Genomic DNA, 22,480 nt, shown 5'->3' on the forward strand with positions numbered 1-22,480 from the left:
TTTCGCTGATTCTGCCTCCATAAACAATCAAAGCTTATATAAAGTAGTATCCACTGGCGGATTGGACTAGAAATGAAAACAAAAACATCATTAATTTCAGTCAACTAAGACAAAAACACAAAACACCTCCTAGCCCGTCAATTAACTAAAAACATCAATATCAGATAATCTCACTATTTCTATTGAGAAGATTAGCTAATTAACTTACTGTAAATTTTAATCTTATTTGTGCGACACAGGGATAGCACAGCGAAATGGCAAGTCCTGTAGGATTTCAAGATAAGCCACCATTCAAAAGTTAAACAAACACTCATTATTGGGGATTAATTTTCAGCCAAGATGGGCTATAACTTTAGAAGAATAAAAGGACTTTTGGGCGCAATGGCTAAAACTAGACAGCTAAATTCATTGGCATTTAAACAAGCCAAAACTGTGTTCTTGGTATCAGTGATACTGGGGATATGTTTTAGTTTTTATCAAATTCTTATCGACCTTCATCAAGAGCAGAAAAAAGTAGAAGAAAGTTACCATTTCAAGCTCATGCAAAGTTATGCCAATGCTAGCCTTGCTGCCTATCACTTAAACAACCTTCTAGCTGGACAAGTTGCCACCAGCTTAATGGCGGATCCCGCTATTTATCGTGTAGAAATTATTGATGATTTCGGTGATACGTTAATCGTGCAGCAGCGCCCTATCCCGGATATGAACGAGTTTGTCAAACTGCTTTCTCACTACTTCACTCCGAATATCCCAAGCTTCACGACCGATCTGCACAAACCGGAATCAAATGTATTGGTTGGCCGCTTAAGTTTCTCTGTTGACGGTACTTCTCTAGCAACAGAATTCATCAACAAAACTACTCAGGTGCTTCTGTTTGATCTGTTGAGAAATGTTCTGTTGACCAGCATCTTGCTACTTTTCTTTTATCGGAAGCTCTCCTTACCCATCATCAACTTAAACAAATGGGTTCGCTCGCTCAAACACAAGCAGCACATCACACTTCCTCCAGTCCGAGAACATAAAGATGAGATCAGCGAACTGGCTTTTACTTTCCACAAGTTGTGGAAGGACAGAGAAGAAGCAGAAGCAAAACTTAATCAACTTGCTTATTACGATAGTCTGACTGGGTTAGCAAACCGTAGCTTATTATTGCAAAACCTATCAGAAGCGATTGATAAAGCGCGACTTCTCAAAACTACGGGAGTGCTTTTTTATATCGACATTGACCGCTTTAAAACCATCAATGATTCATTAGGCCACACTATCGGTGACAAGTTGATCAAAGCGATTGCTCTGCGGATGGAAGGGTGGGCTAAAAAAGGCTACATGCCAGCACGAATTGGCGGTGACGAGTTTGCTATTCTTAATCACGATGTCGCCGCTAGAGATATCGAGAGCGCTGCCAAGCAGCTACTTGCTTTAATTTCAAACCCCTATTTAATCGATGGTCACCAGCTCTACTGCACCGTTAGTCTTGGTATCACAACCTTTCCAGAGAACATCACCACAAACATTGATCTCCTGCGTCAGGCAGACACAGCCTTATACCGTGCCAAAGTGGGTGGACGAAACAATTATGTTTTTTACAAACCCGAGATGCAGGCGCAAATTGAATCGTTCTTAGCCATAGAAAAAGGGCTGCATGAGGCGCTTTCAAATAATCAGCTTGAACTCTATTACCAGCCTCAAGTAGACATTCACCATAATATCGTCGGTGTTGAAGCATTGATTCGCTGGAATCACCCTCAAAAAGGTCTGTTACCACCGGGATTATTTATGCATATCGCAGAAGAAACCGGGCAAATCCTTCAAATTGGCAACTGGATTATAGAACAAGCTTGTTATCAGTATGCACAGTGGAAAAAAGCCGGAGTGCTTCCGCCACATTTCCGCCGCTTAGCCATCAACATCAGTCCTTTACAATTTGCTCAAGACAGCTTCGTTGAGTTTATCAATGACATTTTGCAACAAGTGGAAATCTCAGGGGAACATATAGAACTTGAGATAACCGAAGGTCTGCTGCTAGAGAATGTTGAAAGCTCTATGGAGAAAATGGCAAAGCTCAAGCAGAACCACATCAATATCTCTATCGACGATTTTGGTACAGGCTACTCGTCGCTGCGCTACTTAAAGCATCTCTCTGTCGATATGTTGAAAATAGACCGTTCTTTTGTGACTCAACTTCATTTGGATGAAAGTGATCAAGCGATTGTCGATACGATCCTCATGATGGCTCGAAGACTCAATTTGGAAGTGATCGCGGAAGGGGTGGAAAATATTGATGAACTCAACGCGCTAAAAGAACTAGGATGTGAGCAATTCCAAGGATATCTATTTGATAAACCACTGCCAGTAAATGACATTGAGCAGCGCTTTCAAGACAATCACTATAAAGATATGGCCAACCATAGCCACGTTATTCGCCTTGGTAACAAATAGCCACCAGCCTCGACTAGCTGCTACAAGAAGAAGTAGTAGCTCATGATAATGGCGTCTTCTTTACCTTTTTCTGTCGGATAGTAGTTCACTCGGCGGTCTATCTCGTTGAAACCGAGATTTTGGTATAGATCAAACGCGCGAGTATTACTTTCTCGAACTTCAAGCCAGGCACTCTCCGCTTTGACGTCTTCACAATGAGTTAAGAAAAATTCAGCCAATTGCTTACCATAGCCCTTCCCCTGCACCGCAGGATCAATCGCGATATTAAGCAAAGAGACTTCACCTACGATGTTTTGTGCGTAGAAATAGCCAATCACTTTATCGTCTAGCAGCATACAAAAGTGACAAGCACCTCGGCTGTCTAGCTGACGAACCATTGACTCTTTCCAAGGATGGCTGTGAGCCTGCTGCTCGATTTGCCACACTGAATCCAGATGTTGTTCTTCTATCGGTAAAAACTGAATCGACATAAAATTAATTCGCCTCGTAAGAACATATCTGCTGCCATAAATCGCGGCGGTGTTGGGTGTTACCGTCTACTTCGGACAATGGTGGTGTGTGGAGTTTTTTGATGCCGGAAATACTTGTATCATCGCAACCAGCAAACCAGATCCACTCTAGGCTTGAGAGATCTAGACTCGTCAGATTGTGTAAATGAGCATGCTGAGCTTGCTGCAAATCCACATTGAAGCTCTTCAACACTCTTTCAAACAGTGTCACTTCGCTTGGGGTTGGATAGCTTTCACTGACCAGCAACAATTTACACTCTTTGTCTAACCCGACTTTCGAAGCTTGATAACCTTGTAAACGCTCAGGATGAACCAGCTCCCAGCTTTGAATTCCCATCGCTTGTAAGTATTGTTGCTCTTGATTAGGCATAGTAATGATCAGTTCAGGCCTGTTGGCTAAGTAGTACATGATGATGTAAGCGAATGCTAACAAACTTCCTATGGAATCACCACAGCTCATAGAGAGCGTAAAGCTATTAAGCCATCAGCCGAAATTGCTTGTTCAACAGGTGATAACTCGAATAGAAATATCTAGATAAATCAACAAAGGTAAAAAGTAAGAAGAAGCGGACGCTTCTTCTTAATGGAACGATTTAAGCGAGTTCATTAAACTCTGGGCAATATTCAATTAGCCCTTGGCGGTTATCGAGTTCGTTTTCCCACAATGCGACAATTTGAAATGCGTCCGCAGGTACTTCCCACTGGCATGTAAAGCCGAATTGATTGGCAGATTTAAAGCCAAAACGTTGGTAGTAATCAGGGTTACCAAGAACAACGCAGGCTGGATAACCCAGTTCACCAAGAGAAGCCAAACCTTCGTTAACTAACTCTGCACCAATGCCCTGTTTTCGGTACTCTGCTTTTACGGCTAAAGGAGCTAAACCTTGCCAATTAAGATGCTCACCAGCCAATGATACTGGGCTAAACATCGCGAACCCCACCACTTCGCCATCGTCTTCACAGGCAACCAGTGACAGCGTGCGATTACCATTCTCGCGCAGAGCCATTACTAAGTTTGCTTCCGCTTCGGTATCAAATACCGATTTCAGTAATTGGTCTACAACCAGAATATCGGCTGGAGCCTCAGTTCGAATAAGCATTCACTACCTCTTTATGTGCGTTAGGTGCTTGCATGCCTTTATGCACAAAATCGGCCAGTTGGTGAAGTAAAATTTGCAAAGCTTTCGGTAATTGTTCCAAATCCACACTGTCCATCAAGTTTTTGACTTCTAAGCCTAGCTCGGTATCGCCTTCAATTGACAGTCTGCGCTGGAAAAATAACGTGTCCGGATCTTCTTTGCGACCTGCAATCAGAACCAGATCATTCAAGTTGCCGCTGAAACTCACATCTTCATCTTTAATGTTGTCTGCAACCACAAGCTTGTCGTCTTCATAGCTGACATACCAACACAAGTTCATATCGCGGATTTCAACTTTTAACCACTTGCCTTCGAGGAACTCAAAATCACCATCTTCAAGCGCTTCATGGAAGACCATTTTCATGCCATCGAGTAAGGCTTTTTTTGCACAAACTTAGGCAATAAGTGGACTGGAGATCTCAAAATTGATGCTGCATTTTGAACTAGTTGAATACGAATGTTGTTAATCACGCCCTTTATCCGTTACCTTTGTCTTTGGAAAACTCATCATACGGGATGTGATAGTGGCGAACCCTGTTATGCATCAAGAAATTGTGCAACGCAGAGAAGCTTTTCTAACCGTGAAATCAACGTTATAGTTAGTACGTATCGCTCTTAAATAATTCTTATTGAACAAATAAGCGCTTAAACACAGTTGGTAGTTTCTTAATGCCGTCGCAAATGCCTTCGCAACATTTACAGCACTGGTTCGCAAAAATAACGTCTAACAGTCCGTTCTTTTTTGCCATATTAGATGACCAACATAATTATGTCATGGTCAACGAAAGGTATTGTGATGTCTCGGGTTTAACCGCGACTGAACTGGTTGGAATGAATGACTCGCAAATTCTTGGCGAGCGATTTTACAACCACCTCAGAGGCTATTACCAAAGAGCATTCGATGGCGAAACTCTAGAAGCTGAAATGACGCTCCATGACATCGACATGGAAATGAGTCTTCACTTCTCACTCTCTCCCATTTTCAGTGACAAAAAAGACGTGGAATACATTGTTTTCCATGCCATTGATACCTCTGAAAAACAAATCCTCATCCGCTCTCTGGAAGATTCTGAAAATAAATTTTCGACCCTGACCACTTTATTGCCGGATGGCTTACTGTTAGTAGAAGATGATTTCATTATTTCAGCCAACCCTTCAGCAGCGCGCTTACTGGGATTTGAAGATACCTCAGATTTGCTGGATGAAGAGCTGTCACGCTTGTTTATTGATGAAAAAACCAAAGGCGTGTTTAACGCTAAACTGGGTGAGCTTTTAACAGATAACCCACTGGTATGTTTAACTGGCCCTCGTTGTGGTTTTGAGCGCCGAGTACAGCTGCATGCTGGTACAACTCAAATACTGGGCAGCAACTCCCAGTTAATTCTGATTCAGGATGCTTCTCAAGCGACGAAACAGCTTTCCGCTACCAGTCATACAGATATCCATGTCGATTCATTAACAGGCTTGTACAACCGATTAGGTTTTACTAAACGCCTAGAGCATTTAATTCAAAACGACACGCCACTGGTGATGTTGTATTTGGATATCGATAACTTTAAGAATATCAACGACTCTCTGGGTCACCACATCGGCGACAAAGTGATTCAGGAAGTGTCGTCACGTTTGAAACGTTTACTGCCACAACAAGCAATTTTAGGCCATTTGGGTGGTGATGAATTTGGTCTGATTTTGCCAGAACCAGAACACAACCGCTCTGCTGAAATGCTGGCTGAACGTATTATCTCTCTGATCAACCAGCCGTTTGATTTGCATCACTTCAGTAAGCGCCTAGCCTGTTCGATTGGTAGTGTGCAATATCCGGGCGACGGTAACGACGCTCGTATTTTGCTGCAAAATGCCGATACCGCGATGTATGAAGCGAAAGATCGTGGCCGTAACCGCCTTATCAAGTTCCACGATCAGATGAACAAAGAAGCGCGCATGCGCTTATGGCTTGAGATCGAACTGCAAAAAGCCCTTCAGCAGAATGGCTTAGAAGTGTGGTATCAACCAAAAGTGAATGCTCGTGATTTCAGCGTCAACGGTGCAGAAGCTCTGGTTCGCTGGAAACACCCTGTAGAAGGCTACATCAGCCCTGCGGCATTCATTCCTGTCGCGGAAAAAGCAGGTTTGATTGAACACCTTGGCCGCGTGGTCATGCGTGATGTCTTTGCCACAGTGAAACGTTGGAAACAACAAGGCATCCTTCCGGGACGAGTGGCGATCAACATCTCTCCAGAGCAATTTGGTAACCCACAATTAATCGACTATCTCGAGAAGCTACTGCGTACGACATCGCTTGATCCTAGCTGTATTACTTTCGAACTGACTGAAAGTGCCGTGATGAGCGATAGTGAACACACCTTGCAAATGCTGAACGCAATCAAGAAGTTAGGCTTCAACCTCTCTATCGACGATTTCGGTACGGGCTACTCATCACTGGCGTATCTTGCACGATTCCCTATTGATGAACTTAAGATTGACCGTGCTTTCATTACTGATATAGATACGCTACCTAAGCAGATAACCGTAATCGAAAACATCATTAACCTTGGTCGCTCACTGAACTTATCTGTGGTTGCAGAAGGTGTTGAAACACAACAACAAGCAACCCTGCTCTCCAACCTGAATTGTCATTCAATTCAAGGGTTCCATTTCCATCGCCCACAGCCTAAACATGAAGTGGAAGAACTGTTCGCTAAGCACCGTCGCCACCGTAAATCACTCTAAGTGAGTAAATTTTTCCTTATTCACTGAAACCTGCCTTACATCAAATTGATATCCATTGTTTATTCTTAAAATATGGTCACTTTTTCATAAAAATAAGTAACCGAGCAATGGAACTTCTCTGTCCAGCTGGTAATTTACCCGCTCTAAAAACAGCCATTGATTGTGGTGCAGATGCCGTTTATATCGGCTTCAAAGACGACACCAATGCCCGCCACTTTGCAGGGTTGAATTTCACAGGCAACAAACTGAACAAAGCCGTTCAATATACTCATGATCATGGAAAGAAAATCCATGTCGCATTAAACACTTTCGCTCATCCAGATGGTTTTGAACGATGGACTAACGCTGTCGATCAGGCTGCGGATCTTGGTATTGATGCATTGATCGTGGCTGACGTTGCGATTCTTGATTACGCTGCGAACAAATACCCAGATTTGGAACTACACCTTTCGGTTCAAGCGTCAGCAACCAACGTCAAAGCCGTTGAGTTTTACCACAATAACTTCAACGTTAAACGAGTGGTATTGCCTCGCGTACTCTCTATCCATCAAGTAAAACAGCTTTCACGTAACATCCCTGAAGGTGTTGATCTTGAAGTGTTTGCATTTGGTAGCTTATGCATTATGTCGGAAGGTCGCTGTTATCTCTCCTCTTACATGACGGGTGAATCGCCAAATACGGTCGGCGCGTGTTCTCCAGCGAAATATGTGCGCTGGCAAGAAACTGAGTCAGGCTTAGAGTCACGACTGAATGAAATTCTTATCGACAAGTACGCAGCAGGCGAAAATGCGGGTTACCCAACCTTATGTAAAGGTCGCTTTATGGCGAACATTGATGGTGAAGAAAAACGCTACCACGCGTTAGAAGAACCAACCAGTCTCAATACTCTTTCGCTGTTACCTGAGCTTTTCGCAGCGAATGTTGCCTCAGTAAAAATTGAAGGCCGTCAGCGTAGCCCTGCTTATGTAGAACAAGTGACGCGCACTTGGCGCGCAGCGATTGATCGCTACCTTGCTAATCCTCAAAGCTATCACGTAGAAAGTGCTTGGGATGCCACACTTGCAAACGTATCTGAAGGCACGCAAACCACGCTCGGTGCATATCACCGAAAATGGCAGTAATCGGTAGTAAGGGGAAATTATGAAATACGCACTAGGCCCGCTACTTTATTTCTGGCCAAAACAAGATGTCGAAAACTTTTACCAACAAGCTAAAGAGAGCAGCGCTGATGTTATTTATCTGGGCGAAACGGTTTGCTCCAAACGTCGTGAGATGAAACCACAACACTGGTTTGATATCGCTAAAGAGCTATCTTCTGCTGGTAAACAAGTGGTTCTTTCGACAATGGCACTATTTGAAGCGCCAAGCGAAATCAACGTACTAAAGAAGTATATTGATAATGGTGACTTCGCGATTGAAGCCAATGACGTTTCTGCTATTCAGATGGCTCATGAGAAAGGAATACCTTTCATTGTGGGGCCTGCCGTGAATACCTATAACGCGTACGCACTACAGATCTTTCTAAAGCAAGGTATGACTCGCTGGTGTATGCCTGTTGAACTATCTCGCGATTGGCTTAACAACGTTTTGCTTCAGTGTGAAAAGATCGGTATTCGCAATCAATTTGAAGTGGAAGTATTTAGTCACGGCTATCTCCCTCTCGCCTATTCAGCTCGCTGTTTTACTGCTCGCGCAGAGAACAGAGCTAAAGATGAATGCGAAACCTGCTGTATTAAGTATCCAACCGGTATTCAAGTCAGCAGTCAGGAAGGTCAATCCGTTTTCAACTTAAACGGTATCCAAACTCAGTCTGGCTATTGTTATAACCTGATGAACGACTTACCGAGCATGGAAGGTTTAGTGGATGTGGTTCGTTTAAGTCCTCTGGGTGTCGAAACCTTCCAGCACTTAAACAATTTCAAACAAAACGAACACGGTGGTCATCCAACCAAGTTAGAGAGTCAGCAATGTAATGGTTACTGGCATCAACTGGCGGGGCTGGAAGTAAAAAACATCTAGTAGATGTGACATTAAAAAAGCGAGGTATCAGCCTCGCTTTTCTGTATTTCAAATTAAACTCAGACAGACCTTACGGCTTACTTTGCCAGCTAATTTTCTGATGCTTAACCAAACCAGCAGACAGAATACACAGCACACCACCAAGGCCAGCGTAACGCACCGCAGTTTGCGCTTTAGCTTCGACTTTTGGTTTGGCATGGAAAGCAACGCCAAGACCAGCTGCTTCCATCATCACAAGATCATTCGCGCCGTCACCAACAGCAACAGTATTGTGCATTTCAATATCAAACTGAGTCGCGAGTTCCTCTACGATATCCGCTTTGGTTTGAGCAGTCACAACATCGCCAAGCACCTTGCCGGTTAGCTTGCCATCGATAATTTCTAAGGTGTTTGATTGAGCATGATCTAAGTTGAGCATCGCTTTCAAATGATCAGAGAAATAGGTAAAACCGCCAGAGGCAATCGCGGTTTTCCAGCCAAATGCTTGTAGCGTTTCAACCAGTTCTTGCAGCTCTTCCATCAAAGGCAGTGTTGAACGAACAGACTCTAAAATCGATTCATCGGCACCACTCAGTTTTCCAACACGCTGACGCAGGCTTTGTTCGAAATCGAGTTCGCCTTGCATCGCACGTTCTGTCACTTCAGCGACTTCATCACCAACACCCGCAAGCTTGGCGATTTCATCAATACACTCAATCTTAATTGCTGTAGAGTCCATATCCATCACAATCAAACCCGGTTTTGATAAATCAGGCACCTCATTGATGCGAGCGTAATCTAAACCTAAACCCTGTAAGATTTTCTCATGTTCGCCCGTCAGCTCACCGGACATCAAAGCGACTTCATAAGGACCGACTTTCCACGCATCTATAATGGCGTTGAAATAACCGGTAAAGAAATCAATATCGTCAAACTGCTGCGCTGTTAAAAAGTGGCCAAAAACAATCCAGTTGGCTTTGCTTTTGTCTAGTTGACGAGATAAACGAGTTTCAGGCAGACGATTGATAAGAGACGTATGTTTTTTGATAGCTAGCATAATAGTTAAGGCATCCATGTCTTCGTATAAGCAGACGTTACCCTATTGCAATTTAAAAACGCAAGTCTCAATATGTGCAAAGTCTGATTTTCTTTGGATTAACTCGATTATGGACGGTTCTTTGTTCTCGTTTCGTATGGTTATTCGCCTACTAACCTTACTGCTGTTGATTGGTATGTTCGTTATCACAATTAAAAATAGTGTTGTGATCAGTAAAGGTAACGAACGTATTCAAGCAAACCAGCTAGAAACACTCACGAAGGTATTGATTACTCAAGCCTCGCTAACCGCAGGCAGAAGTATCGCAGAGCAGGATCAAGAGCGTCTGCTTAATCTCACCAATCAACTTGCCCAAGACCGCTTGGTATTTGATGCAACGATTTATGATTCTGAAGGTGTAAAACTCGCCTCCAGTGATTCAGCGCTAAGCGTAAGAGAAGTGCTTGGTTTGGATACACCTTTGCAAACGGCAAGTATTGGTCGCCAGCAACTTGTTGAGCCTGTGATGCATGATGGAAACCTGATCGGTTTTGTTCGTATTACGTTTGAGACTGGTAAGGTGACAGCGATTTCCGATCATCACTATCGTAAGAGTGATCGCTACATGTACCTGATGGTTATCATGAGCTTTATCAGTGGCGTGTTGTTCACTCTGCTACTGAAACGTAAGCCGAAGTCGAAAGGTGAAAACCTGTTGCTGCAGAACGCGGAATAGCGTTTTAGTTGAGAACGTTAGCTAAAACGCACCATATAAACAAAAACCTCAGCCAAAGCTGAGGTTTTTTCTTTTATTCAGAATAAATAAGCAAATAGATAAGAAAGCTTAGTAACCTTCTTGATCACCAATCAATACTGAATCTAATGCGATAAGCATCATGTCGTTAAACGTGGTTTGACGCTCTTCAGACGTGGTCGCTTCGCCTGTTTTGATGTGGTCAGATACAGTACAGATAGTCAGCGCTTTTGCACCGTATTCTGCAGCAACACCGTAGATACCCGCCGCTTCCATTTCAACACCAACGATACCGTATTTGTCCATTACGTCGAACATAGATGGATCTGGCGTGTAGAACAGTTCAGCAGAGAAAAGGTTACCTACTTTCACGTCGATACCGCGTGCTTTTGCTGCTTCTTCTGCCGCTTTTACCATTTTGTAATCTGCGATTGCAGCAAAGTCATGGTCTTTGAAGCGAATACGGTTCACTTTAGAATCCGTACATGCGCCCATGCCGATAACGACATCACGTACTTTGATATCTTCGTTAACAGCACCACAGCTGCCCACGCGAATCACTTTCTTCACGCCGTAATCTTTGATTAGCTCAGTTACGTAGATAGAACATGATGGGATACCCATACCGTGGCCCATAACAGAGATCTTACGGCCTTTGTAAGTACCAGTGAAACCAAACATATTACGTACGTCACACACTTGAACCACATCTTCTAAGAAGGTTTCAGCGATGTATTTCGCACGTAGTGGATCACCCGGCATCAGTACAACGTCTGCGAATGCACCCATTTCAGCATTAATATGAGGAGTAGCCATTATCTTGTTCCTTATGATGTTAGGTGCTCGAATTGCACCTTTACCAAACTGATAATTGGGGCTCAATGCTATCCTATCCACTCAGATAGAGACTAAGCCCCTAAGAAATTACAAAAAGTTCTTACCGTAATCCATTGGCGAAATGCCAAAGTAGCTTGCTAGGCTTTGACCAATATCAGCGAATGTTTCGCGACGGCCTAATGAACCCGGAGCCACTTTCTTACCGTAAACAATCACAGGGATGTGTTCACGAGTATGGTCAGTACCTTGCCATGTTGGGTCACAACCATGGTCAGCCGTCAGAATCAGTACATCATCTTCTTGCATTAATTCTAGAACTTCAGGTAGACGCTTATCGAAATATTCTAGTGCTGCGGCATAACCTGCTACATCACGACGGTGACCGTAAGCTGAGTCAAAATCAACAAAGTTAGTGAAGACGATAGTGTCATCACCCGCTTGTTGAATCTGCTCTAGTGTTGCTTCAAACAGCGCAGGAATACCCGTTGCTTTCACTTTCTTAGTGATACCGCAATTTGCGTAGATGTCTGCAATCTTACCGATAGACACTACGTTGCCCTGCTTCTCTTCAACCAGTTTTTGCAGCACAGTTGTTGAAGGTGGCTCAACAGAAAGGTCGCGGCGGTTACCCGTACGCTCAAATTGACCTTTACCAGCACCAACGAATGGACGCGCAATAACACGACCAATGTTGTAATCCGCCAGTTCTTCACGGGCAATTTGGCAAAGCTCAAGTAAGCGATCTAGACCAAAAGTCTCTTCGTGACACGCGATTTGAAATACTGAGTCAGCTGAAGTATAGAAGATAGGCTTGCCAGTCTTCATATGTTCTTCACCTAGATCATCCAGAACCTGCGTACCAGAAGCGTGACAGTTACCTAGGAAATCATCCAGACCTGCGCGAGCAAGAATGCGATCGGTCAGCTCTTTAGGGAAACTGTTTTGTTTGTCAGTGAAATAGCCCCATTCAAATAGAACAGGAACACCAGCAATTTCCCAGTGACCAGACGGAGTATCTTTACCAGAAGACAGCTCAGCCGCATGACCATAAGCACCGATGATGTCTGCTTTATCATCCAATCCCGGAGCAAAACGACCAGTAGACTCTTTGTGCGCCATTGCAAGACCAAGCTTAGACAGGTTTGGCAATGTTAGTGGACCTTTACGATCAGCGTTATCTGCTAAACCTTGTGCACATTGATCAGCAATATGACCGAGTGTATCTGCACCAACGTCACCAAAATCTTTAGCATCCGCGGTTTCGCCGATACCGAATGAATCTAAAACTAAAATAAATGCTCTTTTCATAACTCTTTCCTCACCAATCTTTCCTGAACGAACTACACGTCTTCTGCACGGATCTGACGGTAAACATCAGGAGTTGGGACGTATTCACCACCGACTTTAATCGCATTTTGTAGTGCGTTTGCCGCTTCTTGCCACTGCTCTTCACTACGCGCGTGAATGAACGCTAACGGCTTATTGCTATCTGCAACTTCACCAAGGCGAATGAAGTTATCAAAGCCTACTGCGTAATCGATAGTATCTGTTGCTACACGACGACCACCGCCCATACCAACCACAGCCATACCAATCGCACGAGTATCCATAGCCGATACCACACCCGACTGAGCTGCGTACACAGGTTTGATGATTTGAGCTTTATCTAAGTAGTTTTCGTAGTTTTCAACGAAGTCTGCTGGGCCACCAAGTCCTGCAACCATCTTACCAAAGCGCTCTGCTGCTTGGCCGTTGTCCAATACTGCTTGCAGTTTTTGACGAGCTTCAACGCTGTCTTTGGCTAGTTTTCCTAGCACCAACATTTCAGCACAAGAAGCCATAGTCACTTCAAGTAGACGAGGGTTACGGTATTCGCCCGTTAGGAAACGAACCGCTTCACGTACTTCAACAGCGTTACCCGCAGAAGAAGCCAATACTTGGTTCATATCCGTTAAAATTGCCGTTGTTTTGGTACCAGCACCATTCGCAACCGCAACGATAGATTTAGCTAGTTCTTCTGACGCTTCATAAGTTGGCATAAACGCGCCAGAACCTACTTTCACGTCCATCACTAATGATTCAAGACCTGCGGCTAATTTCTTCGAAAGAATAGAAGCAGTGATCAGCGAGATATTATCAACGGTTGCTGTGATATCTCGTGTTGCGTAAACGCGTTTATCTGCTGGTGCTAAATCACCAGTCTGACCGATGATCGCCACACCTGCTTGCTTAGTCACTTGACCAAACACGTCATTCGTTGGAGTGATGTTATAGCCAGGGATAGACTCTAATTTATCAAGAGTACCGCCAGTGTGGCCTAATCCACGACCAGAGATCATAGGAACATAACCACCGCAAGCCGCAACCATAGCGCCTAGCATCAGTGAAGTTACGTCACCCACACCACCTGTCGAATGTTTATCAACAATCGGGCCATCAAAGTTCATATGGCTCCAATCGATAACCATGCCTGAATCGCGCATTGCACAAGTGAGAGCGATACGCTCTGGCATTGTCATTTCACGGAAGAATACAGCCATTGCGAAAGCTGCAATTTGTCCTTCAGAAACCGTGTTATTCGCCACACCTTGAATGAAGAAGTTGATCTCTTCTGTGGTCAGGATTTCTCCATCACGTTTTCTTCTGATTATTTCTTGAGGTAAATACATTAGTGCCTCCCTAGCCCCGAACCAATTGGATGGGTAACTATGGTTTTTTACTATTTAGAAATGAAGATGGCGCAATGCGCCATCTTGTAAAACAGAACGATTAGTAAGCCGCTGGATCAGCTTTCTCGTTTGTTACTTCTAATGTATTTAGTAGATTGGTTAGCAGGCTTGACGCACCGAAACGGTAGTGACGGCTGTCCACCCACTTATCACCTAGGATTTCGTCAGCCATCGCTAGGTAATCACGAGCATCTTCAGCTGTACGCACACCACCTGCAGGTTTAAAACCTACAGTTTCAGCAACGTTCATGTCACGAATCACTTCTAACATCATACGTGCGTATTCAGGCGTTGCGTTTACTGGCACTTTACCTGTTGAAGTTTTGATGAAGTCTGCGCCTGCTTCGATAGAGATTTGTGACGCTTTTTTGATTAGTGCTTCTTCTTTTAGCTCACCCGTTTCGATGATCACTTTAAGAAGAACAGTTGAACCACAAGCTTCTTTACATTGTTTAACTAAGTCGAAACCTACTTTCTCGTTACCAGCAATAAGAGCACGGTAAGGGAAAACGACGTCTACTTCGTCAGCGCCGTATGCTACTGCTGCTTTCGTTTCAGAGACTGCAATTTCCACATCGTCATTACCGTGTGGGAAGTTAGTTACTGTTGCAATGCGAACTTCTGGGGTTCCTTGCTCACGAAGGGTCTTCTTAGCAATAGGAATAAAGCGAGGGTAAATACAGATTGCAGCAGTATTGCCTACTGGGCTTTTTGCATCGTGACAAAGCTGGATTACTTTCGCATCCGTGTCATCATCATTCAGTGTTGTTAAGTCCATCAGTTTAAGTGCACGTAGTGCTGCTGCTTTTAAATCGCTCATTTCTAACTCCGATCAATATATTCAATTAGTTCACTACCAAGGCGACTGTCATACGTCTATTTTGATAGCCACAAATGAACGGACTTGGTTCCTTGAAGACTCGGTGAGTGTTTAAAGTTCACCAATTGCTATCCTTGTCACCGCACAGTACCCATTTGGGTCTATGGCACAACAATCTGTGATTGCGGTGTCTTTCAGTTTCAGTATCAGGCAGTTTCAGTTTTAGACATTAGCTGCCTTTCAAAAACGCCGTTGTGGTTAACCTATCCAATTGGCTTCACTACGTCGTTTTGATATTCGCTTACTTCCTTCGGCAAGTGAATACAGTATAGATATTTATCACAAAACTGTAGTCCCATTCGAAGAGCAAACGGTTTGTATCTCAAAAATGGTCAATTTCTGACATCCTTGAGACACAAGGCTTTTCAATGCAATCCATTACAAAAAATCACTCTTTGTCATGCCCTGAAAAGCAAAAACACCCCGCAGCAATATTCTTGCTACGGGGTGAGATTAAACGGCGTCTATATATCGTTCTCTAAAACAAATTAGAAAGAGATAAAGAAGCCAGCAATTGTTGCAGCCATCAAGTTAGATAGCGTACCAGCAATCACTGCTTTGATACCCATACGAGCGATATCGTGACGACGAGTCGGAGCTAGACCACCTAGACCACCTAGTAGAATCGCGATAGAAGATAGGTTCGCGAAGCCACATAGAGCGAATGAGATGATAGCTTGAGTCTTAACAGACATTAGCTGACCCGTTGCCGCAACTACTTGAGCGTTTTCACCCACGTATGGTACGAAGTTTAGGTAAGCAACGAATTCGTTTACAACCGTCTTCTGACCGATGAATGAACCTGCAATTGTTGCTTCTTCCCACGGCACACCGATTACGAATGCTAGAGGAGCAAAGATCCAACCTAGAAGAAGTTCTAGAGTTAGCTCAGGCATACCGAACCAACCACCTAGACCGCCTAGGATACCGTTTAGAAGAGCGATCAGACCGATGAATGCGATTAGCATTGCACCAACGTTCAGAGCAAGTTGTAGACCTGCTGCTGCACCGCCCGCTGCTGCGTCGATAACGTTAGCTGGTTTGTCATCGCCACCTTCAAGAGCATCTTCAATGTTCTCTTGTGGTTGATCAACTTCAGGGAAAAGGATCTTAGCGAACAGTAGACCACCTGGTGCCGCCATGAATGATGCTGCAACTAGGTACTCTAGTGGAACACCCATTGATGCGTAACCCGCAAGTACACCACCAGCAACAGAAGCCAAACCACCACACATTACTGCGAACAGCTCAGATTGAGTCATTTTTGGAACAAATGGGCGAACAACAAGTGGAGCCTCAGTTTGACCAACGAAAATGTTAGCTGCTGCAGACATAGATTCTGCGCGAGATGTGCCTAGAGCTTTCTGCAGACCACCACCTAGAATCTTAATTACCCATTGCATGATGCCTAGGTAGTAAAGAACTGAGATTAATGCAGAAAAGAAAATCAGTGTTGGAAGAACACGGAAAGCGAAGATGAAGCCACCGCCACCGAACACTTCGAACATCTTGTCAGAAACAAGACCACCGAATAGGAAAGAAGTACCGTCATTACCGTAGTTAATAACGTTAGATACCCCGCTAGAGAAACCAGCAAGTAAATCGCGGCCCCATGGGACATAAAGTACAAATGCACCTAGTGCAAATTGGATAGCGAATGCGCCACCCACGGTTCTTAAGTTAATAGCTTTGCGGTTATTTGAAAGTAGTACTGCGATTGCAAGTAAAACGATCATACCGACTAGGCTCATAAACGTACTCATAGTTTATGGCTTCCTTATAGTTTAATTTGGCGTGTTAAACATTGGGTTGTTTTCGGGGTGCGATTATACGCATCTCTCACCGCAAAAAGTAATATATGCATCACGCATTTTTAGGTAATGGTTCAACATTACATTCAAAAACAAGAAGCAAGTCACAATAAAACCCTAAAACAGCGGGGTTTTGACCTTATCAGCAACATATAGCCAACAAATTGTAGTCTACATTCGACAAAACGCTGCAACCGTTTGCCCATAAAAGAAGGTAACAAATTCTCGAGTTTTAACGACAACTTCCTGACACTTACCACCCAACTTGGCGAAAAACACTAATTTTAATCTCAGGCAAAACATGAGTGTTCCATCACACTTGAATGTTACATTTTTCACTCAACCTCACTACAAATTTGTATTCAAACGCACATTCAACACCGTACAAATTAGAAGACGATTCATCCATACATATAACCAATAAGTTGGCTTACCATTTGCTTAGTGAGCTGAACGCTATGAAAACGGCGGATAGCAAAGTAACTAAATCGTCATTTTGCACTATTTTGGTGATTCAAATCACATATATGGTGAGTCTAATTTCTTGTAAACGCTCGGAATTAACAAATAGACATACATTTATGGCTAATTAGTTTCTTCCTTTACAAAAAAATGTGATTTGGTGTGAGGTATTCGACTTTTTTTTGCAGCGCAAACGATAAACTTATACACGATCAAACTAGCTCACCAATAATTCATTCAAACTATTGATATTTTGTTTTTTGGGTTTGTTGGACTTTTGTTAAAGGTCAGCAGTCTCTCGTCTAGTACAGTGGTATTGCAACATAGGTATATAACAGTGAAAAAATCTATTATAAAAATCTCAGCACTTGCTTTAGCGGTTTCGTCATTTCACGTATTCGCAGAAGCAAAACCAGCCGTAATCTATGATACAGCGGGTAAATTCGATAAATCGTTCAACGAAGCGGTATATCAAAATGGTGTAAAAGTGATGGCTGCGGAAGGTACTGAAGTTCGCGAATTTGAACCTCAAAATGAGGCTCAACGTGAACAAGGTCTTCGTCGTTTAGCAAGCCGCGGTTTTAGCCCTATTGTTGCAGTAGGCTTTAATATGGCATCCGCTGTAGAAAAAGTGGCAACTGAGTTCCCAGACATTCACTTCACAATTCTTGACTCAGTTGTTGATAAACCAAACGTTCAATCAATCGTATTTAAAGAGCACGAAGGTTCATTCCTAGTGGGTGCACTTGCTGCGAAAGCGTCAAAATCAGGCGTAGTTGGCTTCGTTGGCGGTATGGATATCCCTCTTATCCGTAAATTCCAATGTGGTTATGAGCAAGGTGCTAAATACACCAACCCAAGCATCACTGTTCTACAAAACATGACAGGTTCAACTCCAGCAGCGTTTGCTGACCCTGCAAAAGGTTCTGAGCTTGCTAAATCTCAATTCTCTAAAGGTGTTGACGTTGTTTACGCGGCAGCTGGCGGTACTGGTCTAGGTGTTTACCAAGCAGCGAAAGATGCAGGCAAACTAGCGATCGGTGTTGACTCAAACCAAAACCACCTACAACCAGGCACAATGCTAACTTCAATGGTTAAGCTAGTAGGTGCAGCTTCAGTTGATACTTGGAAAGAAGAGATGAACGGTACTTGGCAACCTGGTATCAAAGCTCTTGGTCTTAAAGAGAATGCGGTTGACTGGGCATACGATGACAACAACAAGTCTCTGATCACTGACGAAATGAAAGCTTACATGGATACGCTAAAAGCAGACATTATCGCAGGCAAAATCAAGATTCACGACTACATGTCTAATAACAAGTGTGAGTACTAATTTAGTTCTTAATACTTAGTTAAAACAATACGTTCCGTTTGGAAATGTCATACGCCGCTGCTTGCTCAGCGGCGTATGGTTTATTTGGCTGCTCGGTCAAGCGCATCCATTTGAATATGGCCTTAGGGTCTGTTGACCTCATTAGTTCAGGAAGTTTTTACGTGACGCAATCTCAAAACTATGCCATCGAGCTTAAAAAAATCGATAAACGCTTTGGTGCCGTTCACGCGAATAAAGCTATCGATTTAAAAGTTCCAGCAGGTACGATTCACGGCATTATCGGTGAAAATGGCGCTGGTAAATCCACCTTGATGAGCATCATCTACGGTTTTTATACACCAAACTCAGGTGAGATGTTTGTCGATGGTAAACCATATAACCCTAACAACTCTCAAGAAGCGATTGCCGCAGGGATAGGCATGGTTCACCAACACTTTATGTTGGTTGATACCTTCACGGTTCTTGAAAACGTCGTTCTCGGCGCTGAATCAGGCTGGAAACTAGAAGACAGCTTAAAAGCCGCAAGAAAGAAACTGCACCAAATAGAAAAAGACTACGGTTTAGATGTTCCACTAGATAAATTGGTTGGTGACCTACCTGTTGGTTTGCAACAGCGAGTAGAAATTCTTAAAGCTCTCTACCGCGATGCAAAACTGCTTATTCTTGATGAACCAACTGGCGTGTTAACACCTCAAGAAGCGGATCACTTATTCGCAATTCTGGACAAACTTCGTAGTCAAGGCACAACGGTTATCATCATCACTCATAAACTGCGTGAAGTACTGGCTATTACCGACAACATTTCAGTCATGCGCCAAGGTCAGATGGTTGCAGATGTAAAAACCTCAGACACCAACCGCGAAGAGCTTGCAGAACTGATGGTGGGTCGTAAAGTTCGCTTAAAAGTTGATAAGTCTGAAGCCAAACCAGCCAAAGAGTTACTGAAGGTAAACAAATTAGGCTACGTCGATCACAGCGGTGTTAAACGCGTAAAAGACATCAGCTTCTCTGTTCGTGCAGGCGAACTGGTCGGTATTGCAGGAGTATCCGGCAATGGTCAATCAGAGATCTTGTCGCTACTGTCTGGCATCTTAAAGCCAACATCAGGCAGCTTTGAACTGAACGGTCACACGATTTCTGTCGATAAACCAGCGGATCCACAGCAAGTGAGAGCTATGGGTGTGGGTCATATTCCAGAAGATCGCCACAAGCAAGGTTTGATCAATAAATTTGAAGCTCAAGAAGCTTACATCTTGGGCTATCACAATCTGCCAAAATACAACAAAGGCTTACTGCAAGATAAAGCCGCTATTTCGAAGATTTGCCAAGAGAGCATGGATAAATGGGACGTTCGCCCGAATGATATCCACCTAAAAACAGCAAACTTCTCTGGCGGTAACCAGCAAAAACTGGTGATTGCCCGAGAAATGGAAGAGAACCCAGATGTCCTTCTAATTGGCCAACCAACTCGTGGGGTGGACATAGGCGCGATTGAGTATATCCACCAGCAAATCATTGCTAGCCGAGATGCAGGCAAAGCCGTGCTATTAGTCTCGGTTGAACTGGATGAAATCCTCAGTCTTGCCGATCGCATATTGGTTGTGTTTGATGGAGCTATTGTCGGTGAACTGCAAGCTCATCAGGCCGATGAGAAAACATTAGGTCTTATGATGGCAAACATCATTCCAGACCACATAAAAGAGAGTATTGCCCAAGGAGAGACGGCATGAGTCAGGCAAAAGTGCCCGCTTGGGTAACCATTGCGCTGTTACCTGCGATTAACGTTTTGGTCGCATTTTTAGTTTCAGCTTTGTTGTTTATTTATATTGATATCAATCCATTAGATGCCATCAAAGTCATGTGGACAGGGGCGTTCGGTTACGCTGAAGGCTTCGGTTACACCCTTTACTACACCACTGGTTTTATCTTTACAGGTTTAGCCGTTGCAGTGGCTTATCACGCAGGGCTATTCAACATCGGTGTGGAAGGCCAAGCATATATTGGTGGTCTGGGTGTCGGGATAATCTGTTTAACCCTAGGCGAGTACGCTCCTTGGTATGTAGTATTTCCTGTAGCGGTTATCGCTGGCGGCATTTTTGGTGCGGCTTGGGCGTTTATTCCTGCTTACTTACAGGCAAAACGGGGTTCTCATATCGTTATTACAACGATCATGTTTAACTTCATTGCAGCTTCGCTTATGGCATACCTTCTAGTCGACATTCTGAAGCCAGAAACCACGATGGCAACAGAAAGCCGAGTATTTGCACAAGGTAGCTGGCTACCTAAAATGCACGAACTGTTTGCTATGTTTGGTATTAACGTTGCGCCAAGCCCACTCAACATCAGTTTCATTTTCGCTCTGTTGTGCTGTGTGTTTGTGTGGCTATTCATTTGGCACTCTCGCTGGGGATATGAGATTCGCTCTATTGGCGCGAATGCATCAGCTGCATCTTATGCAGGTATTAACTACCTGAAGATAATCGTCATCACTATGCTGCTTTCTGGCATGTTGGCAGGCTTCTTTGGTATTAACGTGCTGCAAGGTGAACTGCACCAGATCAAACTGAATTTCGTAGAAGGGTTTGGCTTCACAGGTATTGCAGTAGCTCTGATGGGACGAAACCACCCTGTAGGTGTTGTTCTCGCAAGTTTGCTGTTTGGCTTCCTCTATCAGGGCGGTGCTGAGCTGAGCTTCGATTACGGCGTTGACCGTAACATCGTTGTGGTACTGCAAGGTCTGGTCATTCTTTTCTCTGGTGCGCTTGAGTACATGTTCAAACCTTCAATTGAACGCATTTATCTGCGCTTATTTGGCAAACAAGAACATGGAGTTGCGTAATCATGTTTGAAACCATCATTTTAATGGCTGATGCCACAATTCGTGTTGCCACCCCGCTTATTCTTGCCGCTCTAGCCGGTATGTTTAGTGAGCGTTCAGGTGTAGTAAACATCGCACTGGAAGGTAAACTTTTGGCAGCCGCTTTCGCAGGTGCTGCGACAGCTTACATCACTGGCTCAGCTTGGCTGGGTGTTTGTGCTGGTGTGCTGGTGTCTATTCTGCTTGCCTTACTTCACGGCTTTGCTTCGATTACACACCGTGGCGACCAAGTAGTCAGCGGTATGGCAATCAATATTCTTGCGACAGGTTTAACCGTAACTCTAGGACGTTACTGGTTTAATCAAGGCGGTCAAACACCAGCGCTTTCTGGCGATGCTCGTTTTGCACCAATAACATTACCTGGCGCTGATGCGTTGCAAGATGTTCCTGTTGTTGGGCTCATTTATTCTGAGCTAATGAGCGGTCACTCGATTATTGAGTACGTAGCTTTAGCGGCAGTACCTTTGTCTTGGTACGTATTGTTCAAAACTCGCTTCGGCTTACGTTTAAGAGCAGTAGGTGATTCTCCGGCGGCAGTGGATACAGCCGGTATTTCTGTTGCGGGCATGCGCTATAGTGCCATGGTGATCTGTGGATTATTGGTGGGTTTAGCTGGCGTGTACCTCTCTGTAGGTCAAACTGCGCAGTTCATTCCTAACATGAGCGCAGGTAAAGGCTATATGGCTCTCGCTGCTCTTATCTTTGGTAAGTGGCGCCCTGTGACAGCTATGGCAGCCTGTTTGCTGTTCGGCTTCCTTGATGCGCTGGCAATTCGTCTGCAAGGCGTGAGCGTTGGTGACTTCCCTATTCCGGTTCAAGCCATCGAAGCGTTGCCATATATCTTGACGGTATTTCTACTTGCTGGATTTATTGGTAAAGCAGTTGCGCCAAAAGCGATTGGTGTTCCATACACCAAAGAGCGCGAATAACGATTTAATCTTTTAC

At 44.0% G+C, this 22,480-nt stretch carries 18 protein-coding genes and 1 pseudogene; 9 read left to right on the top strand and 10 right to left on the bottom strand.

The features are described from left to right. Nucleotides 1-381: 381 nt before the first annotated feature. Entirely contained in the window at nucleotides 382-2,439 is a 2,058-nt protein-coding gene (locus P4S58_RS12250) for a putative bifunctional diguanylate cyclase/phosphodiesterase (protein ID WP_337164152.1), read from the top strand. Nucleotides 2,440-2,459: 20 nt separating this feature from the next. On the opposite strand, the gene rimI is transcribed toward P4S58_RS12250, so the two are convergent. The 4 genes and pseudogenes from rimI to ubiT all read right to left on the bottom strand — a co-directional run bounded on the left by rimI (nucleotide 2,460) and on the right by ubiT (nucleotide 4,558). Further along, on the bottom strand, nucleotides 2,460-2,909 hold the full coding sequence (rimI, locus tag P4S58_RS12255) for a ribosomal protein S18-alanine N-acetyltransferase (RefSeq protein WP_102954394.1): 450 nt from the start codon (nucleotides 2,907-2,909) through the stop codon (nucleotides 2,460-2,462). Nucleotides 2,910-2,913: 4 nt separating this feature from the next. Further along, complete coding sequence (locus P4S58_RS12260) at nucleotides 2,914-3,318, bottom strand: DNA polymerase III subunit psi (RefSeq protein WP_102968298.1); 405 nt, start codon at nucleotides 3,316-3,318, stop codon at nucleotides 2,914-2,916. Nucleotides 3,319-3,541: 223 nt separating this feature from the next. Next, nucleotides 3,542-4,048: a GNAT family N-acetyltransferase gene (locus tag P4S58_RS12265; protein ID WP_102940430.1), complete on the bottom strand. Its 507-nt coding sequence runs from the start codon at nucleotides 4,046-4,048 to the stop codon at nucleotides 3,542-3,544. Then, a pseudogene (gene ubiT / locus P4S58_RS12270) lies at nucleotides 4,032-4,558 on the bottom strand (ubiquinone anaerobic biosynthesis accessory factor UbiT). Before ubiT ends, P4S58_RS12265 begins: the two are co-directional and overlap by 17 nt. Before the next feature lie 198 nt (nucleotides 4,559-4,756). On the opposite strand from ubiT, the gene P4S58_RS12275 reads away from it, so the two are divergent. The 3 genes from P4S58_RS12275 (at nucleotide 4,757) to P4S58_RS12285 (ending at nucleotide 8,836) form a co-directional block, all read left to right on the top strand. Then, a complete protein-coding gene (locus P4S58_RS12275; protein ID WP_337164154.1) occupies nucleotides 4,757-6,817 on the top strand; it encodes an EAL domain-containing protein in 2,061 nt (686 codons plus the stop codon). A 107-nt stretch (nucleotides 6,818-6,924) separates the two neighbouring features. Beyond that, the gene (gene ubiU / locus P4S58_RS12280) at nucleotides 6,925-7,938 is read left to right on the top strand and encodes a ubiquinone anaerobic biosynthesis protein UbiU (RefSeq protein WP_102940432.1); all 1,014 of its coding nucleotides are present in this window, start codon (nucleotides 6,925-6,927) and stop codon (nucleotides 7,936-7,938) included. Between the two features lie 19 nt (nucleotides 7,939-7,957). Further along, entirely contained in the window at nucleotides 7,958-8,836 is an 879-nt protein-coding gene (locus P4S58_RS12285) for a U32 family peptidase (RefSeq protein ID WP_337164155.1), read from the top strand. A gap of 70 nt (nucleotides 8,837-8,906) precedes the next feature. Here P4S58_RS12285 and serB read toward each other — a convergent pair whose 3' ends face one another. Continuing rightward, complete coding sequence (gene serB, locus P4S58_RS12290; protein ID WP_102954396.1) at nucleotides 8,907-9,890, bottom strand: phosphoserine phosphatase; 984 nt, start codon at nucleotides 9,888-9,890, stop codon at nucleotides 8,907-8,909. 91 nt (nucleotides 9,891-9,981) lie between these two features. Between serB and P4S58_RS12295 the strand changes: the two genes are divergently transcribed. Beyond that, entirely contained in the window at nucleotides 9,982-10,587 is a 606-nt protein-coding gene (locus tag P4S58_RS12295) for a YtjB family periplasmic protein (protein WP_042480329.1), read from the top strand. Between the two features lie 108 nt (nucleotides 10,588-10,695). Here P4S58_RS12295 and deoD read toward each other — a convergent pair whose 3' ends face one another. The 5 genes from deoD to P4S58_RS12320 form a co-directional block, all read right to left on the bottom strand. Beyond that, on the bottom strand, nucleotides 10,696-11,421 hold the full coding sequence (deoD, locus tag P4S58_RS12300; protein ID WP_042480330.1) for a purine-nucleoside phosphorylase: 726 nt from the start codon (nucleotides 11,419-11,421) through the stop codon (nucleotides 10,696-10,698). Between the two features lie 108 nt (nucleotides 11,422-11,529). Continuing rightward, nucleotides 11,530-12,750, bottom strand: coding sequence for a phosphopentomutase (locus P4S58_RS12305; protein ID WP_337164156.1), 1,221 nt, complete (start codon nucleotides 12,748-12,750; stop codon nucleotides 11,530-11,532). Nucleotides 12,751-12,782: 32 nt separating this feature from the next. Further along, nucleotides 12,783-14,111, bottom strand: a complete 1,329-nt coding sequence (gene deoA / locus P4S58_RS12310) for a thymidine phosphorylase (protein ID WP_102954397.1) — start codon at nucleotides 14,109-14,111, stop codon at nucleotides 12,783-12,785. 100 nt (nucleotides 14,112-14,211) lie between these two features. Beyond that, nucleotides 14,212-14,991 carry a deoxyribose-phosphate aldolase gene (gene deoC, locus P4S58_RS12315; RefSeq protein ID WP_337164159.1) on the bottom strand — a complete coding sequence of 260 codons (780 nt, stop codon included), beginning with the start codon at nucleotides 14,989-14,991 and terminating at the stop codon, nucleotides 14,212-14,214. A 548-nt stretch (nucleotides 14,992-15,539) separates the two neighbouring features. Then, a complete protein-coding gene (locus P4S58_RS12320; RefSeq protein WP_102954399.1) occupies nucleotides 15,540-16,814 on the bottom strand; it encodes a NupC/NupG family nucleoside CNT transporter in 1,275 nt (424 codons plus the stop codon). 847 nt (nucleotides 16,815-17,661) lie between these two features. Between P4S58_RS12320 and P4S58_RS12325 the strand changes: the two genes are divergently transcribed. The 4 genes from P4S58_RS12325 (at nucleotide 17,662) to P4S58_RS12340 (ending at nucleotide 22,464) form a co-directional block, all read left to right on the top strand. Next, nucleotides 17,662-18,657, top strand: a complete 996-nt coding sequence (locus P4S58_RS12325; RefSeq protein WP_219725539.1) for a BMP family lipoprotein — start codon at nucleotides 17,662-17,664, stop codon at nucleotides 18,655-18,657. Between the two features lie 116 nt (nucleotides 18,658-18,773). Further along, nucleotides 18,774-20,387, top strand: coding sequence for an ABC transporter ATP-binding protein (locus tag P4S58_RS12330; RefSeq protein WP_206361821.1), 1,614 nt, complete (start codon nucleotides 18,774-18,776; stop codon nucleotides 20,385-20,387). Continuing rightward, nucleotides 20,384-21,496, top strand: coding sequence for an ABC transporter permease (locus P4S58_RS12335; RefSeq protein WP_102954401.1), 1,113 nt, complete (start codon nucleotides 20,384-20,386; stop codon nucleotides 21,494-21,496). Before P4S58_RS12330 ends, P4S58_RS12335 begins: the two co-directional genes overlap by 4 nt. Nucleotides 21,497-21,498: 2 nt before the next feature. After that, a complete protein-coding gene (locus tag P4S58_RS12340) occupies nucleotides 21,499-22,464 on the top strand; it encodes an ABC transporter permease (RefSeq protein WP_102954402.1) in 966 nt (321 codons plus the stop codon). Nucleotides 22,465-22,480 lie beyond the last annotated feature (16 nt).

It is taken from the genome of Vibrio sp. Hal054 (assembly GCF_037162405.1).
Lineage (GTDB): Bacteria > Pseudomonadota > Gammaproteobacteria > Enterobacterales > Vibrionaceae > Vibrio > Vibrio diazotrophicus.